General features: G+C 63.2%; 24 protein-coding genes. 12 read left to right on the top strand and 12 right to left on the bottom strand.

Annotated elements, in window-relative coordinates:
• Nucleotides 1-84: 84 nt before the first annotated feature.
• Genes RTP54_RS16540 through RTP54_RS16530 form a run of 3 tightly spaced genes read right to left on the bottom strand, consistent with a single transcriptional unit; the run spans nucleotide 85 to nucleotide 3,296 of the window.
• The gene (locus RTP54_RS16540; protein ID WP_312364213.1) at nucleotides 85-1,734 is read right to left on the bottom strand and encodes an ABC transporter substrate-binding protein; all 1,650 of its coding nucleotides are present in this window, start codon (nucleotides 1,732-1,734) and stop codon (nucleotides 85-87) included.
• 35 nt (nucleotides 1,735-1,769) lie between these two features.
• Nucleotides 1,770-2,792, bottom strand: a complete 1,023-nt coding sequence (locus tag RTP54_RS16535) for a glycoside hydrolase family 3 N-terminal domain-containing protein (RefSeq protein WP_312364211.1) — start codon at nucleotides 2,790-2,792, stop codon at nucleotides 1,770-1,772.
• Nucleotides 2,793-2,816: 24 nt separating this feature from the next.
• Nucleotides 2,817-3,296 carry a GNAT family N-acetyltransferase gene (locus tag RTP54_RS16530; RefSeq protein ID WP_312364209.1) on the bottom strand — a complete coding sequence of 160 codons (480 nt, stop codon included), beginning with the start codon at nucleotides 3,294-3,296 and terminating at the stop codon, nucleotides 2,817-2,819.
• Nucleotides 3,297-3,806: 510 nt separating this feature from the next.
• On the opposite strand from RTP54_RS16530, the gene napE reads away from it, so the two are divergent.
• The 6 genes from napE to RTP54_RS16500 are packed head-to-tail and all read left to right on the top strand — an operon-like array spanning nucleotide 3,807 to nucleotide 8,433.
• Entirely contained in the window at nucleotides 3,807-3,998 is a 192-nt protein-coding gene (gene napE / locus RTP54_RS16525; RefSeq protein ID WP_312364207.1) for a periplasmic nitrate reductase, NapE protein, read from the top strand.
• A gap of 8 nt (nucleotides 3,999-4,006) precedes the next feature.
• On the top strand, nucleotides 4,007-4,501 hold the full coding sequence (gene napF, locus RTP54_RS16520; protein WP_409517144.1) for a ferredoxin-type protein NapF: 495 nt from the start codon (nucleotides 4,007-4,009) through the stop codon (nucleotides 4,499-4,501).
• Nucleotides 4,494-4,784, top strand: a complete 291-nt coding sequence (locus RTP54_RS16515) for a chaperone NapD (RefSeq protein ID WP_312364203.1) — start codon at nucleotides 4,494-4,496, stop codon at nucleotides 4,782-4,784. The genes napF and RTP54_RS16515 overlap by 8 nt, the downstream gene beginning before the upstream one ends.
• Nucleotides 4,759-7,263, top strand: coding sequence for a periplasmic nitrate reductase subunit alpha (gene napA, locus RTP54_RS16510; protein WP_112807896.1), 2,505 nt, complete (start codon nucleotides 4,759-4,761; stop codon nucleotides 7,261-7,263). The genes RTP54_RS16515 and napA overlap by 26 nt, the downstream gene beginning before the upstream one ends.
• A complete protein-coding gene (locus RTP54_RS16505; protein WP_112807898.1) occupies nucleotides 7,233-7,733 on the top strand; it encodes a nitrate reductase cytochrome c-type subunit in 501 nt (166 codons plus the stop codon). Before napA ends, RTP54_RS16505 begins: the two co-directional genes overlap by 31 nt.
• A gap of 4 nt (nucleotides 7,734-7,737) precedes the next feature.
• Nucleotides 7,738-8,433, top strand: coding sequence for a NapC/NirT family cytochrome c (locus RTP54_RS16500; protein ID WP_312364199.1), 696 nt, complete (start codon nucleotides 7,738-7,740; stop codon nucleotides 8,431-8,433).
• Nucleotides 8,434-8,473: 40 nt separating this feature from the next.
• Here RTP54_RS16500 and RTP54_RS16495 read toward each other — a convergent pair whose 3' ends face one another.
• Together RTP54_RS16495 and RTP54_RS16490 are read right to left on the bottom strand one after the other, a co-directional pair.
• Nucleotides 8,474-8,842 carry a YbaN family protein gene (locus RTP54_RS16495; RefSeq protein WP_312364197.1) on the bottom strand — a complete coding sequence of 123 codons (369 nt, stop codon included), beginning with the start codon at nucleotides 8,840-8,842 and terminating at the stop codon, nucleotides 8,474-8,476.
• A 19-nt stretch (nucleotides 8,843-8,861) separates the two neighbouring features.
• Nucleotides 8,862-9,563, bottom strand: coding sequence for a DUF2161 family putative PD-(D/E)XK-type phosphodiesterase (locus RTP54_RS16490; protein ID WP_312364195.1), 702 nt, complete (start codon nucleotides 9,561-9,563; stop codon nucleotides 8,862-8,864).
• Nucleotides 9,564-9,807: 244 nt separating this feature from the next.
• Here RTP54_RS16490 and RTP54_RS16485 point away from each other — a divergent pair, with 244 nt between their 5' ends.
• Both RTP54_RS16485 and RTP54_RS16480 read left to right on the top strand, forming a co-directional pair.
• Complete coding sequence (locus tag RTP54_RS16485; RefSeq protein WP_312364193.1) at nucleotides 9,808-11,172, top strand: nodulation protein NfeD; 1,365 nt, start codon at nucleotides 9,808-9,810, stop codon at nucleotides 11,170-11,172.
• 26 nt (nucleotides 11,173-11,198) lie between these two features.
• Entirely contained in the window at nucleotides 11,199-11,972 is a 774-nt protein-coding gene (locus tag RTP54_RS16480; RefSeq protein ID WP_112817684.1) for a slipin family protein, read from the top strand.
• Between the two features lie 16 nt (nucleotides 11,973-11,988).
• Here RTP54_RS16480 and RTP54_RS16475 read toward each other — a convergent pair whose 3' ends face one another.
• The 4 genes from RTP54_RS16475 to RTP54_RS16460 form a co-directional block, all read right to left on the bottom strand.
• Nucleotides 11,989-12,801 carry an inositol monophosphatase family protein gene (locus RTP54_RS16475; protein ID WP_112817683.1) on the bottom strand — a complete coding sequence of 271 codons (813 nt, stop codon included), beginning with the start codon at nucleotides 12,799-12,801 and terminating at the stop codon, nucleotides 11,989-11,991.
• A 32-nt stretch (nucleotides 12,802-12,833) separates the two neighbouring features.
• Nucleotides 12,834-13,895, bottom strand: a complete 1,062-nt coding sequence (locus tag RTP54_RS16470) for an ABC transporter ATP-binding protein (RefSeq protein WP_312364191.1) — start codon at nucleotides 13,893-13,895, stop codon at nucleotides 12,834-12,836.
• Complete coding sequence (locus tag RTP54_RS16465) at nucleotides 13,892-16,129, bottom strand: iron ABC transporter permease (RefSeq protein ID WP_312364190.1); 2,238 nt, start codon at nucleotides 16,127-16,129, stop codon at nucleotides 13,892-13,894. Before RTP54_RS16465 ends, RTP54_RS16470 begins: the two co-directional genes overlap by 4 nt.
• A 136-nt stretch (nucleotides 16,130-16,265) precedes the next feature.
• Entirely contained in the window at nucleotides 16,266-17,294 is a 1,029-nt protein-coding gene (locus tag RTP54_RS16460; protein ID WP_112817681.1) for an ABC transporter substrate-binding protein, read from the bottom strand.
• Nucleotides 17,295-17,486: 192 nt separating this feature from the next.
• Here RTP54_RS16460 and RTP54_RS16455 point away from each other — a divergent pair, with 192 nt between their 5' ends.
• Nucleotides 17,487-18,488, top strand: a complete 1,002-nt coding sequence (locus RTP54_RS16455) for a substrate-binding domain-containing protein (protein ID WP_112807916.1) — start codon at nucleotides 17,487-17,489, stop codon at nucleotides 18,486-18,488.
• Nucleotides 18,489-18,543: 55 nt separating this feature from the next.
• Here RTP54_RS16455 and RTP54_RS16450 read toward each other — a convergent pair whose 3' ends face one another.
• Nucleotides 18,544-19,503 (bottom strand): phosphatase PAP2 family protein, encoded by a 960-nt coding sequence (locus RTP54_RS16450; protein ID WP_312364184.1) that lies wholly within the window; start codon nucleotides 19,501-19,503, stop codon nucleotides 18,544-18,546.
• A gap of 68 nt (nucleotides 19,504-19,571) precedes the next feature.
• Nucleotides 19,572-20,060, bottom strand: a complete 489-nt coding sequence (gene fabZ, locus RTP54_RS16445) for a 3-hydroxyacyl-ACP dehydratase FabZ (RefSeq protein WP_112817679.1) — start codon at nucleotides 20,058-20,060, stop codon at nucleotides 19,572-19,574.
• Nucleotides 20,061-20,302: 242 nt separating this feature from the next.
• Here fabZ and RTP54_RS16440 point away from each other — a divergent pair, with 242 nt between their 5' ends.
• The 3 genes from RTP54_RS16440 (at nucleotide 20,303) to RTP54_RS16430 (ending at nucleotide 23,393) form a co-directional block, all read left to right on the top strand.
• Nucleotides 20,303-20,998, top strand: a complete 696-nt coding sequence (locus tag RTP54_RS16440; RefSeq protein ID WP_112807922.1) for a response regulator — start codon at nucleotides 20,303-20,305, stop codon at nucleotides 20,996-20,998.
• Nucleotides 20,995-22,167: an ATP-binding protein gene (locus tag RTP54_RS16435; RefSeq protein ID WP_312364182.1), complete on the top strand. Its 1,173-nt coding sequence runs from the start codon at nucleotides 20,995-20,997 to the stop codon at nucleotides 22,165-22,167. The genes RTP54_RS16440 and RTP54_RS16435 overlap by 4 nt, the downstream gene beginning before the upstream one ends.
• Nucleotides 22,168-22,388: 221 nt before the next feature.
• Nucleotides 22,389-23,393 (top strand): DUF535 family protein, encoded by a 1,005-nt coding sequence (locus RTP54_RS16430; RefSeq protein WP_312364181.1) that lies wholly within the window; start codon nucleotides 22,389-22,391, stop codon nucleotides 23,391-23,393.
• A 124-nt stretch (nucleotides 23,394-23,517) separates the two neighbouring features.
• Here the strand turns inward: RTP54_RS16430 and RTP54_RS16425 are convergent, their stop codons facing one another.
• Nucleotides 23,518-24,975 carry a serine hydrolase domain-containing protein gene (locus tag RTP54_RS16425; protein ID WP_312364180.1) on the bottom strand — a complete coding sequence of 486 codons (1,458 nt, stop codon included), beginning with the start codon at nucleotides 24,973-24,975 and terminating at the stop codon, nucleotides 23,518-23,520.
• Nucleotides 24,976-25,031: the final 56 nt, after the last annotated feature.

The following is a 25,031-nucleotide window of genomic DNA, read 5'->3' as shown; positions in this document are numbered from 1 at the left end:
AAGCCCCGGACGAGAACTCTCCCGCAGGCCGGCGCGGAGACGGGAGCAGCCAATCGTCGGCTGCTCCCGTCAGTCCTGGGATGTTTACTTGACCGGCTGCAGCGCCAGAAGGTGCAGCAGACGCGCCGGGTTGTTGCGGGTGATCGACGGGTTGACGAAGGGGTTCTCCGCCGACACCCAGCCGGTGAAGCGCTTGGTGTTGTACTGGTACCAGTTCGGATTGTTGAACACCGGCATCATCGGCATGTTCTCGGCGACGATACGTTGTGCCTTGTTCATCGCTTCCTTCTGCTTGGCAAGATCATCCGTGTGGGTGAACTCGGTCACAAGCTTTTCGACGTCGGCATTGAACCAGCGCTGCGCGGTGAAGCGCGTCTTGCCCTTGTCCGAAGAACTGAAGGCGCGCTTGTAGGGGTAGTAGGGCGAGGCGGATGCCGGCAGGCTGTTGATCGCTGCGTCGAACGTGCCGTTGATGAGGTTACCGGTCCAGACGGCTTCCTCCGGCGTTTCGATCTTGGCATCGAGGCCGACGGCCTGCAGGCCCTCGACGGCGATCGTCACGGTGTCGATCCAGTCGGTCCAGGAGCTCGGCACGATGATCGAGAACGAGATCTTGCTGCCGTCGGGATTGTCGCGGAAGCCGTCGCCGTCCTTGTCGACGTAGCCTGCCTCGTCGAGCAGCGCCTTCGATGCATCCGCGTCGTACTTGCCGTAGGTGCCGAAGTCGGTCGCGACGGTCGGGTCAGCCCAGCTCTTGTAGAGCTCGCCCATGCCGGCCGGGTCTTCGTTGAGCGTCGGATAGCCGTAGCCGGCGACGTCGACCATGGTGCCGCGGTCGAGCGCCATCGAGGCCGCGCGGCGGAACTTCACGTCGTTGAAGGCCTTGCGGTTGTTTTCGTTGGCGGTCTCCTGGTTGAACAGGAAGGCGACCATGCTGCTCGGCGAGTACCAATAGTGGAAGTGTTCCGGGTCCTTGGCGACGTAGACATTCTCGATATCCGGGATGAAGGAAACGCCCCAGTCGAGCGTGCCCGACGCGGTCGCGGTCAGGATCTGGTTGTTGTCGGCGAGCTGCGGGAAGCGCATGCAATCGACCTTCAGCGTCGCTGCATCCCAGTAGTGCGGGTTGCGGCACTGGTCGTAGGTCTGGCCGGTAAAGCGGGCGATCTCCGTCATCGGGCCACTGCCAACGGGCGTTTCGTTGGCAAAGGTCACCGGCCCGGCGATATCTTTCCAGATATGCTCAGGCACGATCGGCAGCTGCGCCAGCTGTTCGGCTGCAAGCGAGCTCGGATTAGCAAGGGTGAAGCGCACGGTCTGGCCGTCGACAGCCTCGACGCCGGTGATGAACGTCCAGATGCTGACGAAGTCGAGCGCCGGGAACTTCTTCAGATAGTCGTAGGTGAACTTGACGTCGGATGCCGTCAGCGGCTTGCCGTCGGACCATTTCAGGTTCGGGCGCAGCTTGAACTCGATCGACTTCAGGTCGTCGGACAGCTTGAAGCTTTCGGCAAGGCGGAAGACCGGCTTGTTGTCGTTGAAGCGATTGAAGACGATCAAAGGCTCATAGACGAAGTCGAGCGTGCTCTGGCGCGCCGACGTCTGGTTGAACGGGTTGAAGTTGCGAACCCAGGTCGTGGCCGGCTCGATGTTGACCGTCAGAACCGATTGCGCCATCGCCGGCGCGGCAAAAAGGGTCAGCGCGGTTGCTGCCCAGAGCATGGATGTTTTCATGGTTTCTCCCCCCTTGATTGGTGAACGGCGTCTCGTCAGGCGACGAAAACGCTCTTGAACATGTCTTCGACTTCGGCATGTGCGGCGCGAACATCGACCTTGAGTTTGCCGATCCGGCTCTGGCCGGCGGCAATGCGCTTCTGTGCGTCTGCCGTCAGCGGACGCGCTGCCTTGGCAGCCGCCTCGCTCTCGGCCAGATCGCCGTGGCTGTGGAGTGCGATGTCGGAACCTGCGTCGAGCACCTGCTTCACGCGTTCCGGCAAGGTGCCGCGCAGCGATTCCATGAAGATGCAGTCCGAGACCAGCACGCCCTCGTAGCCCATGTCCTTGCGGATAACCTCGTGCATGGTCGGCGAGATGGAGGCCGGCAGCTCGGTGTCATAGGCGGAGTAGACGACGTGGGCGACCATCGCCCAGGGCGTGTCCTTGAGGGCGACGAAGGGCTTGAAATCGGTTGCTTCGAGCGTTTCGCGCGATGCGTCGACGACGGGACGTTCCTTGTGGGAATCGCGTGTCGCGCGGCCATGGCCGGGAATGTGCTTCATGACCGGCATGTTGCCGGTCTCGAGCAGGCCGTCGACCACTTCGCGGCCAAGCGCGGCAATGAAGTCGGGATCCGAGCCGAAGGAGCGTGCGCCGATGACCGAGCTGGTCGTTTCGAAGACGAGGTCGAGAACCGGTGAGCAGCCGCTGGTCAGCCCGAGTTCGGTCATCATCGTGCCCATGGCCTGCGACGACAGACGCAGCGCCTTGCGGCCGAGATCGAGGTCGTGGCGGGCAAGCTCGGCAAACTGGCCGAAGCTGCGGAAAAGCGGCCAGGGACCGGCGTCGAGATGCTGCACGCGACCACCTTCCTGGTCGGTGAAGACGGGCGCGTCTTCACGGCCGACGGCCTCGCGAAAGCGTTCGATCAGGACCTTGACCTGACCGGGTTCGCGCAGGTTGCGGCGGCCGACGAACAGGCCGAGCGGATTGGTTTCGCGAAAGAGCGCGAACTCGTCGTTCGAGAGTGTGGGATTGGGAAGCCCGACGAAGAGGGCGAGCGGCGTCGATGCCATGGGATAGCTCCGATGTTCAGATGATTATTTGGATGGGCTACGAAGCATGCCTTCGTAGATGCCCTTGTCGGTGGCGGGGATGGCGACCGCGCCGATGGTCTTGGCATAGAAGTCGACGGGGCCGGCATCGCCGATAAAGGCGTAGGCGTGGCCGAGCGTCTTCATGGTTTCGAGCGACGCAACGAGCAGATCGACGCCGATGCCGCGACCACGGCTTTCGCCCGCGACCCCGGTCGGACCGAAGAAGCCGCGCGCTGTCGTGTCGTAGCAGGCAAAGCCCAGCAGTTTGCCGTCCTCGACCGCAATCAGGCAGGCGATCGGCTGGCGGGAGAAGGCGACGAGAACCTCGCTCGCCCAATTGTCACTGAAGTTCTGCCTTACCCATTCGACGACGACATGCATCTCCGGCGGCAGCGCCGGGCGAATGCGAATGTCGGTCGTGTCGGTTTTCCGCTTGAGATTGGCGAGCGTCGGCGAATACAAGCTCACAAGCAAGTCCGGCACCCCAAGTCCTCCGTATATTCCTTTATTAAGGAATTGATCCCTTTGTAATGCAATATGTGTCCTTATCTCCATCGGCTTGTCAACCGGCAATCGTGGGGATGGCGCGGCACGGCGTGCGCGTCGTTTACGAAGACGGGCCGAGCGCTCGACTGCACCCAGTATTATTGCGCGGCTGCGGTTTCGCGTTGGGGAATGCACTGGCGCATTTCGCGAATCGTCGGTTTTCTGCGAAATCCAATGGCTTAGAAGCGCGTCATGGCGCACGCGGCTCACACCCTGATCAACGCGTCGACGTTGTTTCGCGGCCCCTTCAAATGGTCATTTGCGAAAAGACCAAGTGAGATCTCGACGCTCACGCGGCGAACTACCACTAGAATTGCCGGGGTAATTATCGCTTTGAATTGACATATGTTATTTATGTACTTGAGTATTATGGTATAGTTTGTTCCGCTTTCTTTTCTGCCAAGGATTGTTACTATGCTCTCGGATCAACGAGCCCGGGAGCCTGACGTGTCAGAGGTACCTCCACAGCACTTGACCGAAGGGGAGCCGCGCTCGCGCCGGCGCCAGGAACTTCTGACTTTTCTCGTCCTCGCCTTCGGCATCTGGCCGATCGTCGCCGTCGGTACGGTCGCCGGTTACGGCTTCCTGGTCTGGTTCTATCAAATGATCTTCGGCCCTCCGGGCCCACTCGGGCATTGAGGTGATCGATGGGGCCGGTGACAACCAGACGCGGATTGTTCTTCGGCCGGCAGGCTGAGAGAAAGCGTGTCCTGCCGCCCGGCGTTACCGTGGAAAGCCTGACGGCCTGCACCGGATGTGGCCGCTGCGTGCAGCACTGCCCCACCCACATCGTCGCGCTCATGGATGAGCGCCCGACGCTCGACTTTTCCGGCGGCGAATGCACCTTCTGTGGTGATTGCGCGCGCGTCTGTCCGGAGCCGGTGTTCACTGGCCAGAGTATGACGCGGCTCGCCTATGTCGTTGCCATCGGCGATGGCTGTCTCGCCCGCAACTATGTCGCCTGCCAATCGTGCCGCGATGCCTGTCCCGAACAGGCAATCCGCTTTCGGCCGCGTGCCGGCGGCCCTTTCCTGCCGGAGGTCGACGCCGATAGCTGCAGCGGATGTGGCGCCTGCATCGGGACCTGTCCGGTCGCTGCGATCGAGGTCGCCGAACCGCTTGAGGAGGGCGTCCATGCCTGAGCAACACGCCCGGCACTATCATGTCTCAAGCGCCGTCGTCGTCGCTCTTCCGGCGATGAAGGACGATGTGCTCGCCGCGCTGGCGCGCATGGAAAATGTCGAGGTTTACGGTCACGAAGGCGGCAAGATCGTCGTGGTGATCGAGGGAACGAATACCGGCATGCTTGGTGAAGCCCTGTCGACGATCTCCACGCTCGAAGGCGTGGTCGCAGCCAACATGGTGTTCGAACATGTCGAATCGGAGGGAGTGACGGACGATGACCACCGAACTGACGCGGCGTGACATCCTGAAGGCACATGCAGCGGGCATTGCCGCCGCCACCGCCGGCATCGCGCTGCCGGCTGCCGCCCAACCCGTGCCCGGCGGCATCAGCGCGCTCGAGATCAAGTGGTCGAAGGCGCCCTGTCGTTTCTGCGGCACCGGCTGCGGCGTGATGGTCGGCGTCAAGGAGGGGCAGGTCGTCGCCACCCATGGCGACATGCAGGCCGAGGTCAATCGCGGCCTCAACTGCATCAAGGGCTATTTCCTTTCGAAGATCATGTATGGCACCGACCGGCTGAAGACGCCGATGCTGCGCAAGTCGAACGGCGCCTACAGCAAGGATGGCGAGTTCGAGCCCGTCAGTTGGGACGAAGCCTTCGACGTCATGGCCGAGCAATGCAAAAAGGTGCTGAAGGAGAAGGGGCCGACCGCCGTCGGCATGTTCGGCTCCGGCCAGTGGACGATCTTCGAGGGCTATGCCGCGACCAAGCTGATGCGCGCGGGCTTCCGCTCCAACAACCTCGACCCCAACGCCCGTCATTGCATGGCGTCGGCGGCCTACGCCTTCATGCGCACCTTCGGCATGGACGAACCGATGGGCTGCTACGACGATTTCGAGCACGCGGATGCCTTCGTGCTCTGGGGCTCGAACATGGCGGAAATGCACCCGATCCTGTGGACGCGGCTTGCCGACCGAAGGCTCGGCCAGCCGCATGTGAAGGTGGCGGTGCTGTCGACCTTCACCCATCGCAGCATGGATCTCGCCGACATCCCGATGGTGTTCAAGCCCGGCACCGACCTCGCCATCCTCAATTACATCGCCAACTACATCATCGAAAAGGGCAGGGTGAACGAAGACTTCGTGCAGAAGCACACGACGTTCATGCGCGGCGTCACCGATATCGGCTACGGGCTGCGGCCGGACAATCCGCTTGAGGTCAAGGCGGCCAATGCGTCGGATCCCGGCAAGATGGAGCCGATGGATTATGCGGCGTTCAAGGCCTTCGTGTCGGAATACACCCTGAAGAAGACGGCCGAACTGAGCGGGGTCGACCCGGCATTCCTGGAAGAGCTCGCCGAACTTTATGCCGATCCGCAGCGCAAGGTGATGTCGCTGTGGACCATGGGCTTCAACCAGCATGTGCGCGGCGTCTGGGCCAACCAGATGGTCTACAACATCCACCTTTTGACCGGAAAGATCTCGGAGCCTGGCAACAGCCCGTTCTCGCTGACCGGCCAGCCGTCCGCCTGTGGCACGGCACGCGAGGTCGGGACGTTTGCCCATCGCTTGCCGGCCGACATGACCGTGACCAATCCCGAGCACCGCAAGCATGCCGAGGAGATCTGGCGGATCCCCAATGGCATCATCCCGGAAAAGCCCGGCTATCACGCCGTCGAGCAGGACCGGATGCTGAAGGACGGCAAGCTCAGCTTCTACTGGGTGCAGGTCAACAACAACGTCCAGGCCGGCCCCAACACCAGCAACGAGACCTGGCAGGGCTATCGCAATCCTGAAAACTTCATCGTCGTCTCCGATGCCTATCCGACGATCACGGCGATGAGCGCCGATCTCATCCTGCCCGCGGCGATGTGGGTGGAAAAGGAAGGTGCCTACGGCAATGCCGAACGCCGCACCCATGTCTGGCACCAGCTGGTGCAGGCGCCGGGCGAAGCGCGCTCGGATCTCTGGCAGATGGTGGAATTTTCCAAGCGCTTCATCACCGACGAGGTCTGGCCGGCGGAAATCCTTGCAGCCAACCCCGAGTTCAAGGGCAAGACCCTGCACGACGTTCTGTTCCAGAACGGCGAGGTCAATCGCTTCCCCTTGAGCGAGGTCAGCGGCGACTACGCCAACAACGAGGCGGAAGCCTTCGGCTTCTATCTCCAGAAGGGTCTGTTCGAGGAATATGCCACCTTCGGTCGCGGCCATGGCCACGATCTGGCGCCCTATGATCGCTACCACGAGGAACGGGGCCTGCGCTGGCCCGTCGTAGACGGCAAGGAAACGCGTTGGCGTTATCGCGAGGGCTTCGATCCCTACGTGAAGGCCGGCGAAGGCGTGAAATTCTACGGCCGGCCTGATGGTAAGGCGATCATTCTCGCCGTGCCCTACGAGCCGCCGGCAGAAATGCCGGACGATGAATTCGATCTCTGGCTGGTGACTGGGCGCGTGCTCGAGCACTGGCATTCCGGCTCGATGACCATGCGCGTTCCGGAACTCTACCGGGCGTTTCCCGGCGCGCGCTGCTTCATGAATGCAGACGACGCGCGCAAGCGCGGCATCAATCAGGGGGCGGAGGTGCGGATCCTGTCGCGACGTGGCGAAATCCGCTCGCGCATCGACACACGCGGTCGCAATCGCATGCCGCCCGGCGTGATCTTCGTGCCCTGGTTCGATGCGAGCCAGCTGATCAACAAGGTGACACTCGACGCAACGGATCCCATCTCCAAACAGACGGATTTCAAAAAATGCGCAGTCAAGATCGTCTCCGTCGCCTGAGGCGACCAGAATGGATGGCCGTTGCCATCGGTCTCGCGCTGTTCGTCGCGACGACGGCGATCGCTCAGGTCGTCCAGCAGATGGTGCCGCAGCTTGAGGGCCCCACACCGCAGATGGAAACCGGCCCTGCGGCAACCCTGCCGAAATGGGTGGTTGACGACAAACGCAAGATGCGCGCCTATCCGGACCAGCCGCCGATCATCCCGCACTCGATCGAGGGCTACCAGCTCTCGGTCAACACCAATCGCTGTCTCTCCTGCCACAAGCGCGAGTTCACCCAGGACAGCGGCGCGCCGATGATCAGCGTGACGCACTACATGACGCGCGACGGCCAGATGATCGCCGACGTCTCTCCCCGGCGCTATTTCTGCACGGCTTGCCATGTGCCGCAGGCGGACGTTCGCCCGCTGGTCGACAATGGTTTCAAGGATATGAGCGAACTCGGCGTCAAGCCGGCCGGAAGCGAGTGAGCCCATGGAGCGGATCCGAAGTCTTATCCTCTGGGCGTGGCGGCTGGTCAGCACGCCGGCCGGCACGCTCAGCCTCGGATTTCTCACGCTCGGCGGTTTCGTCGGCGGCGTGATGTTCTGGGGCGCGTTCAATACGGCGCTGGAAATCACCAACACCGAGAAGTTCTGCACCTCCTGTCACGAGATGAAGGACAACGTCTATGAGGAGCTGACGCGCACCATCCATTTCTCCAACCGGTCCGGCGTGCGCGCGTCCTGTCCCGATTGCCACGTGCCGCACCAATGGACGGACAAGATCGCCCGCAAGATGCAGGCGTCGAAGGAGGTCTGGGGCAAGATCTTCGGCACGATCAGTACGCGGCCGAAATTCCTCGAAAAACGCCTCGAACTCGCCCAGCACGAATGGGCGCGGCTGAAGGCCAATGACAGCCTGGAATGCCGCAACTGCCACTCATCCGTTGCGATGGACCTGCAGAAGCAAACGGAGCGCGCCGCCACCATCCACACCCGCTATCTGCTGTCGGGCAAGGCGACTTGCATCGACTGTCACAAGGGCATCGCCCATGAACTGCCCAACATGCAGGGTATCGACCCCGGCTGGAAGATGCCGAAGGAGTTGGAAGGCACGACCACCTCCGGCATGACGCCGATCGACGATCTTCGCCGGGCGATGATGGAGCTGCACGCCAGCAATCTTTAAGCGTCGCCTCCCGCAAGGCGGGCGCCGGGCGCCCGATCGGTCAGGCACTCGGTCGGGTGATGATGAAAAGGGCGGGCAGCAGCATCGCGCCGCCGACGATCGCGGCGAGCGGCACGCTCGGTTGGCTGACGAGGCAGAAGAAGGCGAAGCTTGCCGCCATCAGCGCCAGCGCAACCCTCTTTGCCCTGGTGGGGATCGCGCCTCTTTCGCGCCACAGCCGCAAGGGAGGGCCGAGGGTCGGGTGCTCCAGCAGCCAGCGTTCGAGCCGCGGCGATGCCCGGGCAAACAGGCCTGCCGCCAAGAGCAGGAACGGCGTGGTCGGCAGGATCGGCAGAAAGATACCGGCAACGCCAAGGCCGACCATCAGCCAGCCGAGGCCAAGACAGAGCAGCCGAAGGGGAAGGTTCATCTTTGCTCTCCGGGGCAGCTCAGTTTTCGCCACACGGTGTGATGGCCTCTGTCGCGGATACACCCGAAACCGGAGCTTGCGGCCAGCGCCGAAGCGCTTCCGCGCCGAGGTCCGTCAGCGCGTAGACCCCGCGTTCGACGCGTTCGAACCACCCGTAGACATTGCCTTGCAGGATCTTTGCGGCATCGGGCGCGGCGTCGCGCAGGTCGCGGGGGCGCAACTTTCCGAGCTGCAACGCGGCGGCGCAGGCAAGGGCCTGCTGGCGGTAGGCGGTCATGATCGGCGCGCGCGTACTGCCGCCGAGCGTCGGATCGCCCTTGCGCCGATGATGTTCCTTGATCAGCCGCGCCCGCTTTTTCAGGTTCTTGCGCGGCATGGCGGCCGATGCCGCGACAATCACGTCGACCGTGCCGCTATCGGCAACGGCAAGCATGCCGAAGCCGAGCCGGCGGCAGAGATCGCGAAAGCGGCGATCGCTTTCGCGGCCCTTGCCTTTGGCCGAGACGCGCGCTGCGATCCAGACTTCATCGCCGGCATTGGCGCGATCGACGGCCTGCAGCACCAGTTCCAGATTGAACGCCAGCTTGAGTTCGCAGATGACCACCATCGGTGGCTCGTCGTCGCTGAGCGCCAGAAGATCGCAACCGCCAATCTCACCCTTGACGGAATATCCGGCCCCTTCGAGGAAGCGCTTGATCGGCAGATAGAGTGTTGTCTCCAAGCGGACAGGTTTCCTCTGAAAGTCGAACGGTTTGTCCCGGCACAGACCGTTCTCGACGCGTGATCAGGCGAAGCGGTGCGCCGGCCCAGACATGCAGATAGACCCGATACATGGCTTTGTCATCCTGCTCACGGTTTGGTGTGCGGTAGTGCGTTGCGCTTCGTCTTAACTTTATGGTGTGCTAATATTTCTCCTGCCGGACGCCTTCCCCGAAAGGCGGCCGCAATCCGAGGCTTTGACGACGGTGTTGCGAATCCTCAGCCTGTTGTTCGTCCTGATTTCGATATGCGTGTTTCCAGCTGCGTCTGCGCCAGAAACCGAGCGGGTCGCCTTGGTGCTTCAGTTGAAAGGCGCGATCGGCCCGGCCACGGCTGAATACGTCAAGCGCGGATTGCAGCGGGCGAATGACCGTAACCTTGCGCTTGTCATTCTTGAAATGGACACGCCCGGCGGTCTCGATACGTCGATGCGCGAGATCATCCAGGCAATCCTGGCGTCACCTGTTCCGGTCGCAAGCTACGTTGCGCCAAGCGGCGCGCGCGCCGCGAGTGCCGGCACCTATATCCTCTATGCCAGCCATATCGCGACCATGGCGCCCGGAACCAATCTAGGGGCGGCAACGCCGATCGCCATTGGCGGAGAGATGTTCGGTGGACAGAAGGATGAGCAACCTGCCGGGAACGACAAGGAAGCGGCGACCAAGCCGCAGCCAGCGCAGACCGCAAGTGAAGCCAAGCTCGTCAACGATGCCGTTGCCTACATCCGTGGCCTGGCCGAACTGCGCGGGCGCAATGCCGACTGGGCGGAGCGGGCCGTCCGCGAGGCGGCGAGCCTGTCGGCCGTAGCGGCGGTCCAGGAAAAAGTCGTCGATTTCACGGCCGCTTCGGTCGACGATCTTGTGAAGCAGGCGGACGGCCGCACCGTCCGCGTCGGACAGTCCGATCTCAGTCTGAATACGGCAGGTCTTGGCCTCGAGGCTTTTGTGCCCGATTGGCGCACCCGGCTACTTGCAGTCATCACCGATCCGAACATTGCGGTCATTCTGATGATGATCGGCATTTACGGGCTGATCTTCGAGTTCCTCACGCCCGGATCCGTCGTGCCCGGCACTATCGGCGGGATATGCCTGTTGCTTGGGCTCTACGCTTTGGCCGTCTTGCCGGTCAGCTATGCGGGCCTTGGCTTGATCCTGCTCGGCTTGGGGCTGCTGGTGGCAGAGGCGCATGCGCCTTCCTTCGGCGTGCTCGGTGCCGGCGGGGCCTTGGCGCTCGTGCTCGGGGCGGCCATTCTTTTCGATGGCGAGACGCCGGGGCTGCGGGTGTCCCTTCCCGTTCTCATCGGGCTCGGCGTCGCCAGCCTCGGTTTCAGCCTGCTTGTCGGTCGCCTTGCCTTCGCGTCGCGTCGCCGAGCGGTCGTCACCGGCGGCGAGCAGATGATCGGGATCGCCGGCAAGGTCGACAGCTGGTCGGGCGCAAGCGGCTACGTCATCGCCCATGGGGAGCGCTGGCAGGCCGTCAGCAGCCAGGCGCTGGATGTGGGAGAGACCGTCAGGGTTGTCGGCCGCAACGGGCTGACGCTCGACGTCGCGCGCGATGAGACAAAGGCCTGAGGCCTGCTTTAGAAGGAGTAGAGATCATGGACATGCTCGGGAGCCTCGCTCCCTATCTGGCGATCCTGTTGTTTTTCCTGATCGTGATTGCCTATGCGATCCGGATCCTGCGCGAATACGAGCGCGGTGTCGTCTTCACGCTCGGCCGGTTCACGGGTGTGAAGGGGCCGGGGCTGATCCTGCTGCTTCCCTATGTCCAGCAGATGGTGCGGGTCGATCTCAGAACCCGGGTGCTCGACGTTCCGAGCCAGGACGTCATCTCGCATGACAACGTGTCGGTCCGCGTCAGCGCGGTCATCTACTTCCGGGTGATCGATGCGGAGAAATCGACGATCCAGGTCGAGGATTTCATGATGGCGACGAGCCAACTCGCCCAGACGACGCTACGCTCGGTGCTCGGCAAGCATGACCTCGACGAGATGCTGGCAGAGCGCGACCGCCTGAACGACGACATCCAGAAGATCCTCGACAGCCAGACCGATGCCTGGGGCATCAAGGTTGCGACCGTCGAAATCAAGCATGTCGACATCAACGAAAGCATGGTCCGAGCGATTGCCCGTCAGGCAGAGGCGGAGCGCGAACGTCGCGCCAAGGTCATCAACGCGGAGGGCGAACAGCAGGCGGCGGCCAAGCTGCTGGAAGCTGCCGAGATCCTCGCCCGGCAGCCACAGGCCATGCAGTTGCGCTATCTGAGCACCTTGAACGTGATTGCCGGCGAAAAGAACTCGACGATCGTCTTTCCGTTCCCGATGGAGCTCGTGAACCTGCTGACGGCGAAAGCCGACAAACCGGCGAGCTAACCGCGTCCGGCATGGTTCAGGCCGCCTTGCGCTCCAGTTGCGCCACCTTGAGCAGGTCTTCGATGGCGCCCGGGGCCGCGACCAGCACGGCGCTTCCCCGCGTCAGCGCTTCGCCCTGCGTCGGGAACGGCAGCGACCAGCCGCCGGCCTCGTTGACGAGGCAATAGCCGGCCAGGCAATCCCAGGCGTGCATGTAGGGCTCGTAGTAACCGACGAGCCGCCCAGCAGCGACATAGGCGATCATCAGCGCGCCCGAACCATTGCGCATGAAGTTGCCGCCAGCTTCAAGCAGCCGCTCGACGATGCCCGCAACCGTGGCCGGCGTCACGTGATTGTTGGCGCCGAGACCGGTCACCGCATTGCGGATGGTCCGCGTCGCGTCAAGACGCAGGACCTTGCCGTTGAGCGTCGCGCCGTGACCGGTCGCCGCCGCATAAAGCTCGTCGTGGCAGGGTGACTGGATCACGCCGATCACCGGTTTGTCGGCATAAAGAACGGCGATCGAGACGCACCAGTTAGGCATGCCGTTGACGAAAGGTGTCGTTCCGTCGATCGGATCGATCACCCACGTGAAGCCCGAGGTGCTCGTGACAAGTCCATGCTCTTCGCCAAGGGCGCCATCGCCGGGAAAGGCGGCAATGATGCGGTCGCGGATAAGGGTCTCGACGTTGCGATCGGCGATCGAAACGACGTCATGGGCGTCGGCCTTGGTTTCGATCACCAGCGTCTCGCGCTGCAGGAAATAGTCGTGGGCGAGCTTTCCGGCTTCTGCGGCGATGGTCTTGGCGAGCGCAAAACGGGCGTCCAGGCCCGCGATTGGCGAAGTCATGCAAAAAGTCCTTCCTGTGTCGATTTCGAAAATTATGCCGTAATCAAAGCAAGGCCGCGATTGCGGAAGCCGATGGCGACTTCGGTTGCGGGAGGCAACATCTGTTCGATCGCGTCGTCAACTACGAATAGCAATCCTGTTGAGGTTTCAACTTCGTATTCGATGTGACCGCCGAGATAGGCGGCGGTGCTGATGACGCCGGGCAGGGCGGCGCCGCTTGCTGGCGTCAGCGTCACCGCATTGGGGCGCACGGCGAGCTTCGACGGGCCGGGCCGGGCATTGCGCGACGGCAGCCGATGTTCGAGCCCGCCGACGCGGATGGTGGCAAGACCGGCGTGAGAACCCGTGACTTCGCAAGGCAGTACATTGGCCTCGCCCATGAAGTCGGCGATGAAGGCGGATGCAGGCGCCTCGTAAAGGTCACGCGGCGCGCCTTCCTGGGCAATTTCGCCATCCTTCATCACGATGATCCGGTCGGAAACGGCAAGCGCCTCGTCCTGATCGTGTGTGACGTAGACGGCGGTAAAGCCGAGCCGCTGCTGCAGCTCCCGGATCTCGGTGCGCACCCGCCGGCGCAATCGCGCGTCGAGGTTGGAGAGCGGTTCGTCGAGCAGAAGCACTTGCGGCTCCAGCACCAGCGCGCGGGCGACGGCGACACGCTGTTGTTGCCCGCCCGACAGTTCGGCCGGCAACCGCTGGCCGAGGCCGCCGAGACCGACGAGCTTCAGGCCCTCTTCCGCCCGGTCACGCGCCTCTTTCTTCTTCATGCCGGAGGATTCAAGGCCATAGGCGACATTGTCGAGCGAGGTCATGTGCGGAAACAGCGCATAGGACTGAAACACCATCGACACGTCGCGTTCGTTGGCCGGCAGCATGGTCACGTCCTTGCCGCCGATCAGGATCCGGCCGGAGGACGGATGCTCGAGGCCGGCAAGCATGCGCAGTGTCGTGGTCTTGCCGCAGCCCGACGGCCCGAGCAGGGTGACGAGGGTGCCCGGTTCGATGGTCAGCGAAAGGTCGTGGATGGCGGTGAACGCGCCGAACTGTTTGCGCAGGTTCTGGAAGACGACGGAGCCGGTGCGGGGCGTGCTCATGCGGGGTTCTCCTGGGAAAGGGTTTTGCTGGCGGCGCGGGCAGGGGCCGCGCCGAAGACGCGGTTTTCGCGCCGGAGCTTGCGCTCGCCGACAAGCAGTTGCAGGCCGGTGATGACAGTGATCATCACCACGATGAGGGCCGAAGAATAGGCGATCGCCACGCCGAATTCGCCGTTTTCGACAAGGCCGACGATGTAGGCCGTCGCCATGTTGTATTCGGCGCTGACGAGGAAGACGACGGCGCTGATCGACGTGATCGCCCGCACGAACGAGTAGACGAGGGCGGCGACGATGGCCGGCCGCAACAGCGGCAAAATGACCTTGCGCAGGGTGCGGAAGCTGGTCGCCCTGAGCGTCAGCGAGGCCTCGTCCAGGCTCTTGTCCAGTTGGCTCATCGCCGCGATGCCGCCGCGAACGCCGACGGGCATGTTGCGGAAAACGAAGCAGGCAACGAGGATCAGCGCGGTGCCGGTCATTTCGAGTGGCGGCAGGTTGAAGGCGATGATGTAGCTGATGCCGATGACCGTGCCGGGGATGGCGAAGCTGAGCATCAGCGCGAACTCGAACACATCCCGCCCGGCAAAGCGCTGGCGAACGATCAGGTAGGCGGTCAGCAGCCCGACGAGGGCCGTCAACGGTGCCGAGATCAACGCGATCTCCATCGTCGTCCAGAACGAATTCCAGGCAACGCCGGTCCACGCGATGGCGCCGTCTGCGACCGAGATCGAGAATGCCTTGATATAGTGTTCGAACGTTAGCGAGTTATCGAGACCCCAGGTCTTCACGAAACCGCCGAACAGGATCATGCCGTAGACGACGATGGTGAAGATCATCCACGGGATCACCACCGCATGGACACCGATCGACAGCGACCGGGGCAGCGCGATGTGCGAGCCGCTGTCGCCCTTGCCGGTGACGGTCGAGTAGTTCTTCCCCGCCAGCCAATAACGCTGGGCGAGGAACGCCGACAGGGTGAAACATAACAGGATAATGGCAAGCACGGCGGCGCGCGAAGGATCGTTTTGCGCGCCGACGACGGCGAAGAAGATCTCTGTCGACAGAACGCCATGGCTGCCGCCGAGCACCAGCGGGTTGCCGAAATCGGCCATGCTTTCGATGAAGCCGATGAGGAAAGCGTTGGCAAGGCCGGGCTTCATCAACGGCAGCGACACGTGCCAGAAGGTGCGCCAGCGGTCGGCGCGTAATGTCTGCGACGCCTCTTCCATCGATGGGCTGACGCCCTCGACGACCCCGATCAGCACGAGGAAGGAGATCGGGGTGAAGGACAGCACCTGCGCGATCCAGATGCCGGTGAGGCCATAAAGCCAGCGGCCGGGCTCTATGCCGAAGACATCGGAGAGGAACTCGGTCACGACGCCGGCGCGGCCGAAGAGCAGCGTCAGCGCCAGGCCGATGACGAAGGGGGGCGTGATGATCGGCAGGATCGTCAACAGCCGCATGCCCTTCTTGAAGGGGAAGCGGGTGCGGGTTGCAACCAGCGCGAAGGCAAGGCCGAGCAGGGTCGCGCCGGATGCGGTCATCAGCGCCAGCCACAGCGTGCGCCAGGCGACACCGCAGCGCTCGCCGCCGGTCACGCAGCCAAGACTCCAGATCGAGCCGTCCTGGATGTTGCGAAGGAAGCCATCCGGCTTGAACGAACCGTCGAAATCCTGGACGGAAGCCGCAAACATACTGCCGACGGGATAGAAGACGAACACGACGACAAGGCAGACAAGCAGCGAGATCGAGGCGACGATAAAGGCGTCGCCCTTCATGGCGCCGCGCTCGGCCAGTCCGAAGGCGAAGAGCAGGATGAAACTGAGAGATGCAAGGACGGCACCTGCGCCCATCGAGGGCTGCCCGTCGGCAAGCGGGCCGAACAGAGTTTCGCTGATCGTCCAGGTCCAGCCGGTAAAACCGATGGCCAGGCCCTGAAGGGCGATGAAGAGAAGGCCGGTTGCACCGGCTGCTGCCAGCACGAGGCCACGGCGATCCGGGTTGCGCACGAACCGGGCGGCGGCGCATACGCCGAAAAGCAGGAGCGCGATCACGAGCCACGGGCGTCCATGGGCGAAAATTTGCGCAAGGCCCGGTGCCACGGCGGCATCGGAGGGAAAGCCGGACAGCCAGCCAAGGCCGAAGAAGCCGCCCTCGATGCGGTACCAGGGCACAACCAGAAATGCGGCCAGTCCGAGCCCGAGCGTGAGGTCGAGCCTACGGTTGCGATGTTCCATCACGGTCCTCGCGTCTCTTCACTGTTGATATGTCGATCGTCGTTCAGGGCCGGCTGACGGGCCGGAAGCGCCTGCGGTCGCCTGGACTTAGGGCCGGCCGGGTCGTTCGAACCGGTCGGCCCCGCGTCGAAGTGCGTCAGTTGGCGTTGGCGCCGACTTCGCGGTCCCAGCGTTCAAGCAGGGCCTTGCGCTTTTCGGAATCGCCATAGGTGGCGAAGTCGTAGTCGATCAGCTTGATGTCCTCGAACTTCGGCGCCTCCTTGGGCACCTCCGCACTCTTGTTGGACGGCAGCTGGAAGGACTTGGCGTCCTTCATGCGCGACTGAACCTCCGCCTTCAGCGCCCAGTCGTACCAGGCCTTGGCATTGTCGAGGTTCTTGGCGCCACGGATGATCGACATGGAGCCGATCTCGTAGCCGGTGCCTTCGCAAGGGGCGATCGCCTTGATCGGGAAGCCTTCGGCAGCCTGGGCGACGGCGTCGTGCATGAAGACGATGCCGAGGCCTGCCTCGCCACGGGCGGCCGACTTGACCGGAGCCGAGCCGGATTTGGTGTATTGCGCGACGTTGGCGTTAAGCTTCTTCAGGTAGTCGAACGCCTGGTCCTCGCCCATGATCTGCACCAGCGATGCCAGCGCCGTATAGGCCGTGCCCGAGGAGTTCGGGTTTGCCATCTGGATCTCGCCCTTCAGCGAGGGGTCGAGCAGATCGGCCCAGCACTTCGGCTCCTTGAAACCCTTCTTCTGGAAGATTTCGGTGTTGTAGCCCCAGCCGAGCGCGCCGGCATAAACGCCGACAGTGCGAAATCCCGAGCCTTCGGCCTGCTTCTTCGCCCAATCCTGAAGCTGATCGAGCATGGGCGACTTGTATTCGAGCGTCAGCCCGTCGGATGCCGCCTGCAGATGCGGGTCGCCGGTGCCTGCCCACCAGATGTCGGTTTTCGGATTGCGCGCTTCGGCGCGAACCTTGGCATAGGTCTCGCCGGAAGACAGGCGGACCATGTTGACCTTGATGCCGCTTTCCTTCTCGAAATCGGCGGTCATCTGCTCGCAAATGACGACGTCTGCCGAGCAAATCAGGTTGAGACTGCCTGCGGCCTGCGCCTGCGGCGCCGCCAATGTCAGGCCGGTTGCGGCCAGCGCAACTGAAATCGATACAGCTTTCATAACTTCCTCCCAATGGTGCGATGCCTCCACATCGCGGTAATGCAAGCGTGTGCAACGTGTCACATGGATTAGAATGTTGTCAATCCGCGTCAAATCAATTGCGGAAAGAATAATCGATCGGCTTTGAATGGGCTTGCACGGTGGTGAGTTTTGTTGCAAGAAATTTGCAAGGCCGTGCAAGATTGGTTCCCGATGAGCGACAAGATATTCGTCAGTGCAGAGGAAGTGGCAAGGAAGGCCGGCGTTTCCCGCTCCGCCGTTTCGCGCGCATTCACATCGGGCGCGAGCATCGCGCCGGAGACGCGCCGCAAGGTGATGGAGGCCGCCGAGGCGCTCGGCTACCACGTCAACCATCTGGCCCGCGGGTTGATGCGCAACGAAAGCGGCATCGTCTGCCTCGTCGTTTCCGACATGGGGACGCCCTACCGTTCTGCGCTGATCAAGGCGTTGACGCAGCAATTGCAGAATGCCGGCAAGGTCGCGATGATCGTCAACACGGATCGATCCGACGAGCGTGTCGACATGGCGCTGCGCCAGGCGATCCGCTACCGCGCCGACGCCTCGATCGTGCTGTCTGGCATGCCGGACAAATCGCTCGTCGATCTCTGCGTCAGGAATGGCCAGCGGCTGGTTCTGATCAATCGCGACGACGAACACCAGGGCCCGCTCAGGATCAACCTAGACGAGGACGATACGGCGCAGGCCGTCGTGACCGCGTTCCTGCGTGCCGGCTGTCGCCGCCTTGCCTTTGCCAATTCGGAAGCCGGGACGCCGAGCCTTATGGCGCGCGAGGTCGGCTTTCTGGCCGCCGCCCGCGAGCAGGGCCTCGATGTCACCGTCGAGCGCTTCGGCCCGACGGCCTACGAGAGCGGGAAGGTGTTGGCGCAGCGGCTGATGACCCGTCGCGAACGCCCGGATGCGGTTTTCTGTGTGACCGACCTCGTCGCGCTCGGCTTCATGGATGCGGCACGACACCAGTTTTCGCTGTCGATCCCCCAGGATCTCTGTGTCGTCGGCTTCGACGATATCCCGCAGGCGTCGTGGAACTCCTACGACCTGACGACATTCGCCCAACCGATCGAGGAAATCGCCGTAGCGGCGGTGGCGTGGCTGATGAACGAGGACGTCGGGCCGTCGCAATCCTTGCGGCTCAATGCGCCCTTCGTCTGGCGCCGGTCGGTGCGCAGCGCCTGACGGCCGCGGTCGACCGACGGCAAGACTGCCGCCAGCCTCGGGGTTTCGTTGGGTTTCAATGCCGGTTTTCAGTCGGCCTTTGACGCGTGAGCGCGGCATCAATGCGCGTCCCATTGGCGGCGAAGACCGACCATAACCAGGCCATGATCCAGAGCATCAGCAGCCAGGCGAGCACCACGTCGGAGAGAAAATGCGCTCCGAAGGCGATCCGGTTGAGCGAGAAGATGAGCACAACAGGCACCAGGGCCACAATCGTCCTGACGCGCCACCGTGCCGGCAGCAGGATGGTCAGCCCCATCAAGGCGATGGCTGTCGCCGATTCGCCCGAAGCAAACGAACAACTGCGCGAGCAGGCGCCCGAAACCTGCCAAGCGGGCGTAAACGGCAGCGTCCCGCCGAACTCGACGATCTCGTTGGGCCGGGCGCGACCGACAAGCCGTTTCAGGAACTGGATGGCCAGGCCCGGACCGACCGCATAAAACGTGAGGAAAAACAGCAGTTTGTGCGGGCGTGGAAGCCAGTCGCGCGGCGAACGCATCTGCACGGCGAGCATGACTGCGACAAGAGGCAGTAGCAGAACCGGAATCTGGCGGTTGAAATCGCGCACCACGCGCAGGGCGTGCTCCTGCGACAGTGGAAAGCCTGCGTCCACGGCCGCCAGTCGCGACACGGCGAGATCGATGCCCGGAAAGGCCATGAAGACAAAGCCTGCAAGGATTGTTGCCGAAGCGGCCGCCTGAACGGGCTGGTCATGGACGTGGGTCTGCAACAGGGCAGGCCATGCCAGGGGATTGGCGACATGTGAACGGCGACCGGTTGGAGATGTGGTGGTCGACTGCAGGATGCTGGACATTCCGGATGCTCGCGATGGAGGATGTTGATTGGGGCGAGCGGACTGTTGCTTTCGTCTGTCAAGGAAGGGCGTGGAAAGAGAGAAGGCTCGAGGCGGACAGACACTCCGCCAGCCGTCGCCGCCTCGTTTCTTGCCCGGTGGGTTCTGCGAGATGGCGGGCAAAGGAGTGCCGCCGCGATCCGGCTGTGCCAGGCGGATGAAGGACCTGCGCGCCTGGCGCGATGCAAGGTTCAGGCTGCCGTCTCGTCCAGTTGCGCCTCTGTCTCCAGGTAGGCGGAGATTTCCGCTTCAGCCACGCGCGTGCCGTCGACCAGCGCATCGGCGCGATAGCGCCAGACATTGCGGCGATAGGCGAGCTTCGTCAGGTGGTACTCCAGGGTGTCGCCCGGACGTACGGGCTTGCGAAAACGCGCGCCGTCGACGGTGAGCATGTAGATGATCTTCGGGGTCAGGCCCTGGGCAAGTTTTGCCGCGGCACACATGACGCCTGCCGTTTGCGCCATGCCCTCGACGATCAGCACGCCCGGGAAAACGGGATTGCCGGGGAAATGCCCTTGAAACTGTGGCTCATTGATCGAGACGTTCTTGATCCCGATGCCGCTTTCTTCGCCCCGGATCGAAACGAGCCTGTCGATCAGCAGAAAAGGATAGCGGTGCGGGATGCATTGCAGGATCTTGCCGATGTCGGCAGATGTGAGCTCGGTCGTCTCAACGGCCATGCTTTGTCCTTTGCGGGGCTGATAAAGGGGACGGCCAACGGCGGGCGTATCGCGATCGTTGCCAGGAAACCGGCGGTTCCGGGCGGACATTCGGTTCGATTTGTCAAGGAATGACGGAGAAACGAAGTAGGCTCGATGCGGAATGCGGCGTGGTGCTGTCGAGGGTGGTTGCGACGAATTGCGCGCCGGGTTTTTTCGTCCCATAAGCTGCCGATCACAACATATGCGCGAGGACAATGCAGATGGTCGACAAGGGGCTGATCCTTTTGGTCGAGGACGAACCGGAGATTGCCCAGATCCTCGATGCCTATCTGGTGCGCGACGGTTTCCGGACGGTGCGCGCTGCCGATGGCGAGACTGCGCTGACCCATCATTCCGTGCTTTCGCCGGATCTCGTGCTTCTCGACGTGCGGATTCCGAGACTCGACGGTTTCGAAGTGCTGGCGCGCATTCGCCGCGAGAGCAACACGCCGACGATCATGGTGACGGCGCTTGCCGAAGATCTCGATCGTCTCGCGGGCCTCAGGCTCGGGGCTGACGATTACGTCGTCAAGCCGTTCAACCCGCAGGAGGTCGTGGCCCGCGTCAATGCGGTGCTCCGGCGCACGAGAAACGGCGGCGGCGCAACGGTGCTGCGTTTCGAAAATGTCGAGGTCGATCTCGACGCCCATGCCGCCTTCGTCGAAACCAGCGGCAAGCGACAGTCGCTGCCGCTGACGCTCAGCGAATTCCGCATCCTGGCGCACATGATCCGCCGTCCGACGCACGCCTTCGAGCGGGCCGATATTCTCGACGCCTGCCTTCCCGACAGCGACGCGCTGGCACGAACCGTCGATACCCATGTCGCCAATCTCAGGCGCAAGCTCGAGGATCTCGGCGCTGCCGGTTTCTTCACCGCGGTTCGCGGCGTCGGCTACCGTTTTGTGGAGCCGAGATGAAAATCAGAATGTCGCGAATGCCGCTCGGCGTTCTCACGGCGATGCTTCAGGCCGTGCTGCTCGTGGTCAGCGTGTGCATCGTCTATTTCGGTGTCATGTGGATGGAGGCAGACCTCGAGGAGCGGATGCTCAAGATGATGTCGCGCGGGGCGGCGCAAGGCTATACCGACATCAATGCCGGCCGGATGCCAACAGAGGAAAACCTTCGTGCGTTTGTCACCAGCGTTCCCGCGATCGAGGAATGGGGCAATAACGAGATAGACCTGTCGATAATCACGTTCGGTGCGATCGCTGCGGCCACCTGCAGTCTGATCGGCTATTGGCTCGCCCGAAAGATCAGCCTCCCCCTCGAGCTGCTTGCGCAGGCGACCGAGGATCTGCGCGCAGGTGATTTCGCAGTTCGAGTTGGCTCTGTCGGGAAGGGGGCGAAAGAGGTGGCGACGTTGATCAAGAATTTCGATGAACTGGCGGCAGAGCTCGAAAGCATGGAAAGTCGCCTCCGCTTCAATACGATGGCGGTCGCCCATGAGTTGCGCACGCCGCTGACGATCCTCCAGGGCAACCTGCAGGGCATGGCCGACGGCGTCTTTCCGCTTGAGCAGGAGCGCGTGCGGCAATTGCTCGTCCAGGTCGAGGGGCTGTCGGCTTTGGTCGAGGATCTGCGCACGCTGTCGCTCGCCGCTGGCCAGAAGCTGGTGACCCACCGCGGCGCCGTCGATCTCGCCGCCGAAGCGACGCAGGTCCTCGGCGCATCTCGCACCATCCTGGCATCCGCCGGCCTGTCGCTTGAGGTGGCGCTGATGCCCGCTGTCGTGCAGGGGGATTGCCAGCGCCTGCGTCAGGCGCTGCTTGCGCTCGTCGAAAATGCCTGTCGCTATGCGGCATCTGGCGGCGTGCTTCGCTGCGAGACCGGGGTCAGAGGTGCCGACGAAGCCTTCATCCGGGTGCTCGATCGCGGGCCGGGACTGCCAGACGATGTGTCGACGCACTCGATCGACCTCTTCTGGCGCGGAGATGGTTCCCGCTCGCGGGCAACCGGCGGCACGGGGCTCGGCCTATCGGTGGTGCAGGCCATTGCCAAGGCGCATGGCGGTCGACTGGAATTCGGGGCGCGGCCGGGCGGCGGGGCGATGATCACCATCATGCTGCCGCGCGAAAGCCCCGCCTGACCACGGCCTTCGCCACTTTCTGAACGGGGCCCTACAGGCCCCGTCGGCGTGCCCGACGTCAGCGCCGGCGAAGGCATGGCGCCGAGGACGATCGGCTCGTTTGACCGGCGCCCAATTCCCGATCACATCTCCGCATTCCCTTGACAAACAGAAGGCAAACCGAGCGGCGCCGGATATCCCGGCGATGCTTCGACAAGCATTTGCTTTCAAGGAATTGCACCATGTCCCTGGAAGGTCGTTTGCCGCAATTCAGCGCTCGATCGGAACCGCCATCGCTCACCGACACGGGCGTTTGCCGGGTTGAAACCCCACCGTCGGCTTTAGGCTATGTCGCGGCCGCCAACATGCCGGAATGCGGTCGCTCTAGCCGTCACGTTCTGTGGCAGGTTCTCAAGCTCGGCGGGCGGCTGACATTGAAACGCGCGATCGTCTTCTCGATGCGTCTTGCCCGCCACCCGGTGTCGACCACGCGCTGGCTCGCCTTTCTCGGCGGGTTCGGCGACCGCTACAGATTGGGTCTCCCGCACGACGATCTCATCCGCAAGTCGGTGCCGACGTTCCTGTTGCACGGCGCGTCTTGCCGGCGGCGACTTCAGCTGCTGATGAACCATTTCGATATCGCCAGCGAGGTGCTGTCCCGCCGATCGCTGATGGCCCTGTGGCGGGGTGCATCGATGGAAATGGGCACTGTCGGCGGGCGCGCCGAAAACTACCGCGTCCAGTTGCTTCTGGCCGACCATTGCGGGGGGCGCCACGAGGGCGCCTTTGCCGTCCGGCTCAGCCGCCAGAGCGACCGATATGCGCTTTGCACGGCCAGCTTCGCCTTCGTGCGCTGCGACGACGACGCCTATAGTCTGGTGATCGGCGGCATGCAGGGGCCACGCGGGGGCGACGGGAAGCGGGCGCTGATCACCGCCACGCGTGACCTCGGCGGCTTGCGGCCGAAGGATGCCGTCCTGCTCACGCTGCAGGGGCTCGCCAGCGAGGGCAACGCGTTGTACCTCTATGCTGTCTCCAACGAGAGGCATGTGATCAATCGCCGGCGGCGCAAGCGTCGACGGATGATGGTCACCGATCTCGATGCCTATTGGGGTGACAGGGGCGGCCAACCGTCCGATCCCTTCGGTTTCAGCCTGCCGATCGGCGACGGTCAGACGGCACGCGACGGTAATCGGCGCGAACAAAGTAAACGGGCGTTCCGCGACATCGGAACATGGTTTTATTGATCGGCGGTCTATGGTCGCCAAGCCAAGCCAAGCCACGGCTTCGTGCACGCTGGCGTAGCAGCGCCACGCGTCTGTTCGGGCGGGCGGCGCTTCAGCCGGCCGCGACGCACGGTCGTTGTCGCGTTCAGCGGATTTTCGTGAAGTCGACGCTGAAGGGGCCGTTGACCAGCCGGCCCTTGAGTGTCGCGCTGGTGTCATCGATATGGAACACCCTGTCCCTCGAAAGCACGAAGTATGCGCTTGACGACATTGCGTAGAGCGGTTCGCTGACGCCTTCCTTCAGCGAAACAGACAACTGTCCGCCGTTTGCGACAATCGAGAAGGTGCCTCGGCCCTGAACCCGATATTCGCCGGCGAGCCTTGCCGCCTTTTCGGCGGAAACCGGAATGCTGGGTCGCTCGATACTGCGATAATCGGGCCAGCCATACGCGACGGCAACGCTGTGAACCAACGCGTTCGCCAGTTCGCCGCCCTGCTGGCCGTTGGTCATCACCACGACGCCGTCACCACTTCCGGAAAACGCAATGAGCACGCCTTCGTAGCCTTCATTGCTGCCGCTATGCGAAAAACTGTGAACGCCCGACGTGACGCGTAGGCTGAAACCCAGCCCATAGTCGGATTTGACGGGCGTCAGCATTGCGTCGGCGAGTGCCGGCGGCAGCAATGCGTCAGGGGCGTGGCCGGCCGCACGTCGCACCGCGAGCGCGAAACGGGCGAGATCGCTCGGCGTCGTCCAGAGGCCGGCTGCCGCGAGTTCAGGGTAGGTATGCGGGCCGCCCGGAATCGGATCGCCGGCGGCGTCATGTGGCCATGCCGCAGTTTTGAGAGCCGATTCGCCAAGTGGTTGCACAAAGCTGCTGTGCGTCATGCCGACGGGGTCGAGAACCGTTTCGCGCAAAACATCGGCGAAGGCTCGGCCGGTCGCATCGCCAATCAGTTTCTGAACGACAGTCGTGCCGCCGCCGGAATAACGCCAGGCCTCTCCAGGCGGCGTGTCCACGATGACGGGTTTCGTCGTCGCCGGCGGCCGACCGAGAAGCACGTCGTCGATGGTCGGCACCGGCTTTCCCGCGGCGTAACCCGGAAAGCCGGACACTGTTGTGCCTGCCGTATGCGAGAGTAGATCGCGCAAGGTGACATGAATCCCCGTCGGCGCCGGAAGCTTCCAGCCCTCAAGCTGCTCATTGACGTCACCGACGAGGGCGAGCTTGCCTTGATCGACCAACCGCAATGCGGCAACGGCGGTAACCGGCTTGCTGATCGACGCCGCCTGAAAGATCGTATCCGGCGTGACCGGCGGTCCGCCGGAACGGGTCATGCCATAGCCTTTCGCCCAGACGATCTTGCCATCGTCCAGGACCGCGATGCTGACCCCAGGCACATGAAGCCGTCTCATTTCGTCGGGCAGCGATCGCGTCCTTGCCGGTTCCCCGGCAATGGAGACCGCCTGCACGAGACCGTGCTCCACCGCTTCGATGGTCGCCTCCAGACGTGCAGGCGATTGGGTGTCTTCCTCGGCCATTGCCGGGGCGGCGACGCAGGCGCCGATGATCAGGGTCGATATCGCGAAAACCACACGCATGGATGCCCTCATGGGATGTATCATCGTGGCGCTACACTAATCCGTCCGACGCAAGT

Origin of the sequence: Ensifer sp., assembly GCF_031989085.1 — a bacterium.
Taxonomy (GTDB): Bacteria; Pseudomonadota; Alphaproteobacteria; order Rhizobiales; family Rhizobiaceae; genus Ensifer.
This window is presented reverse-complemented; position numbering and strand designations above follow the sequence as displayed.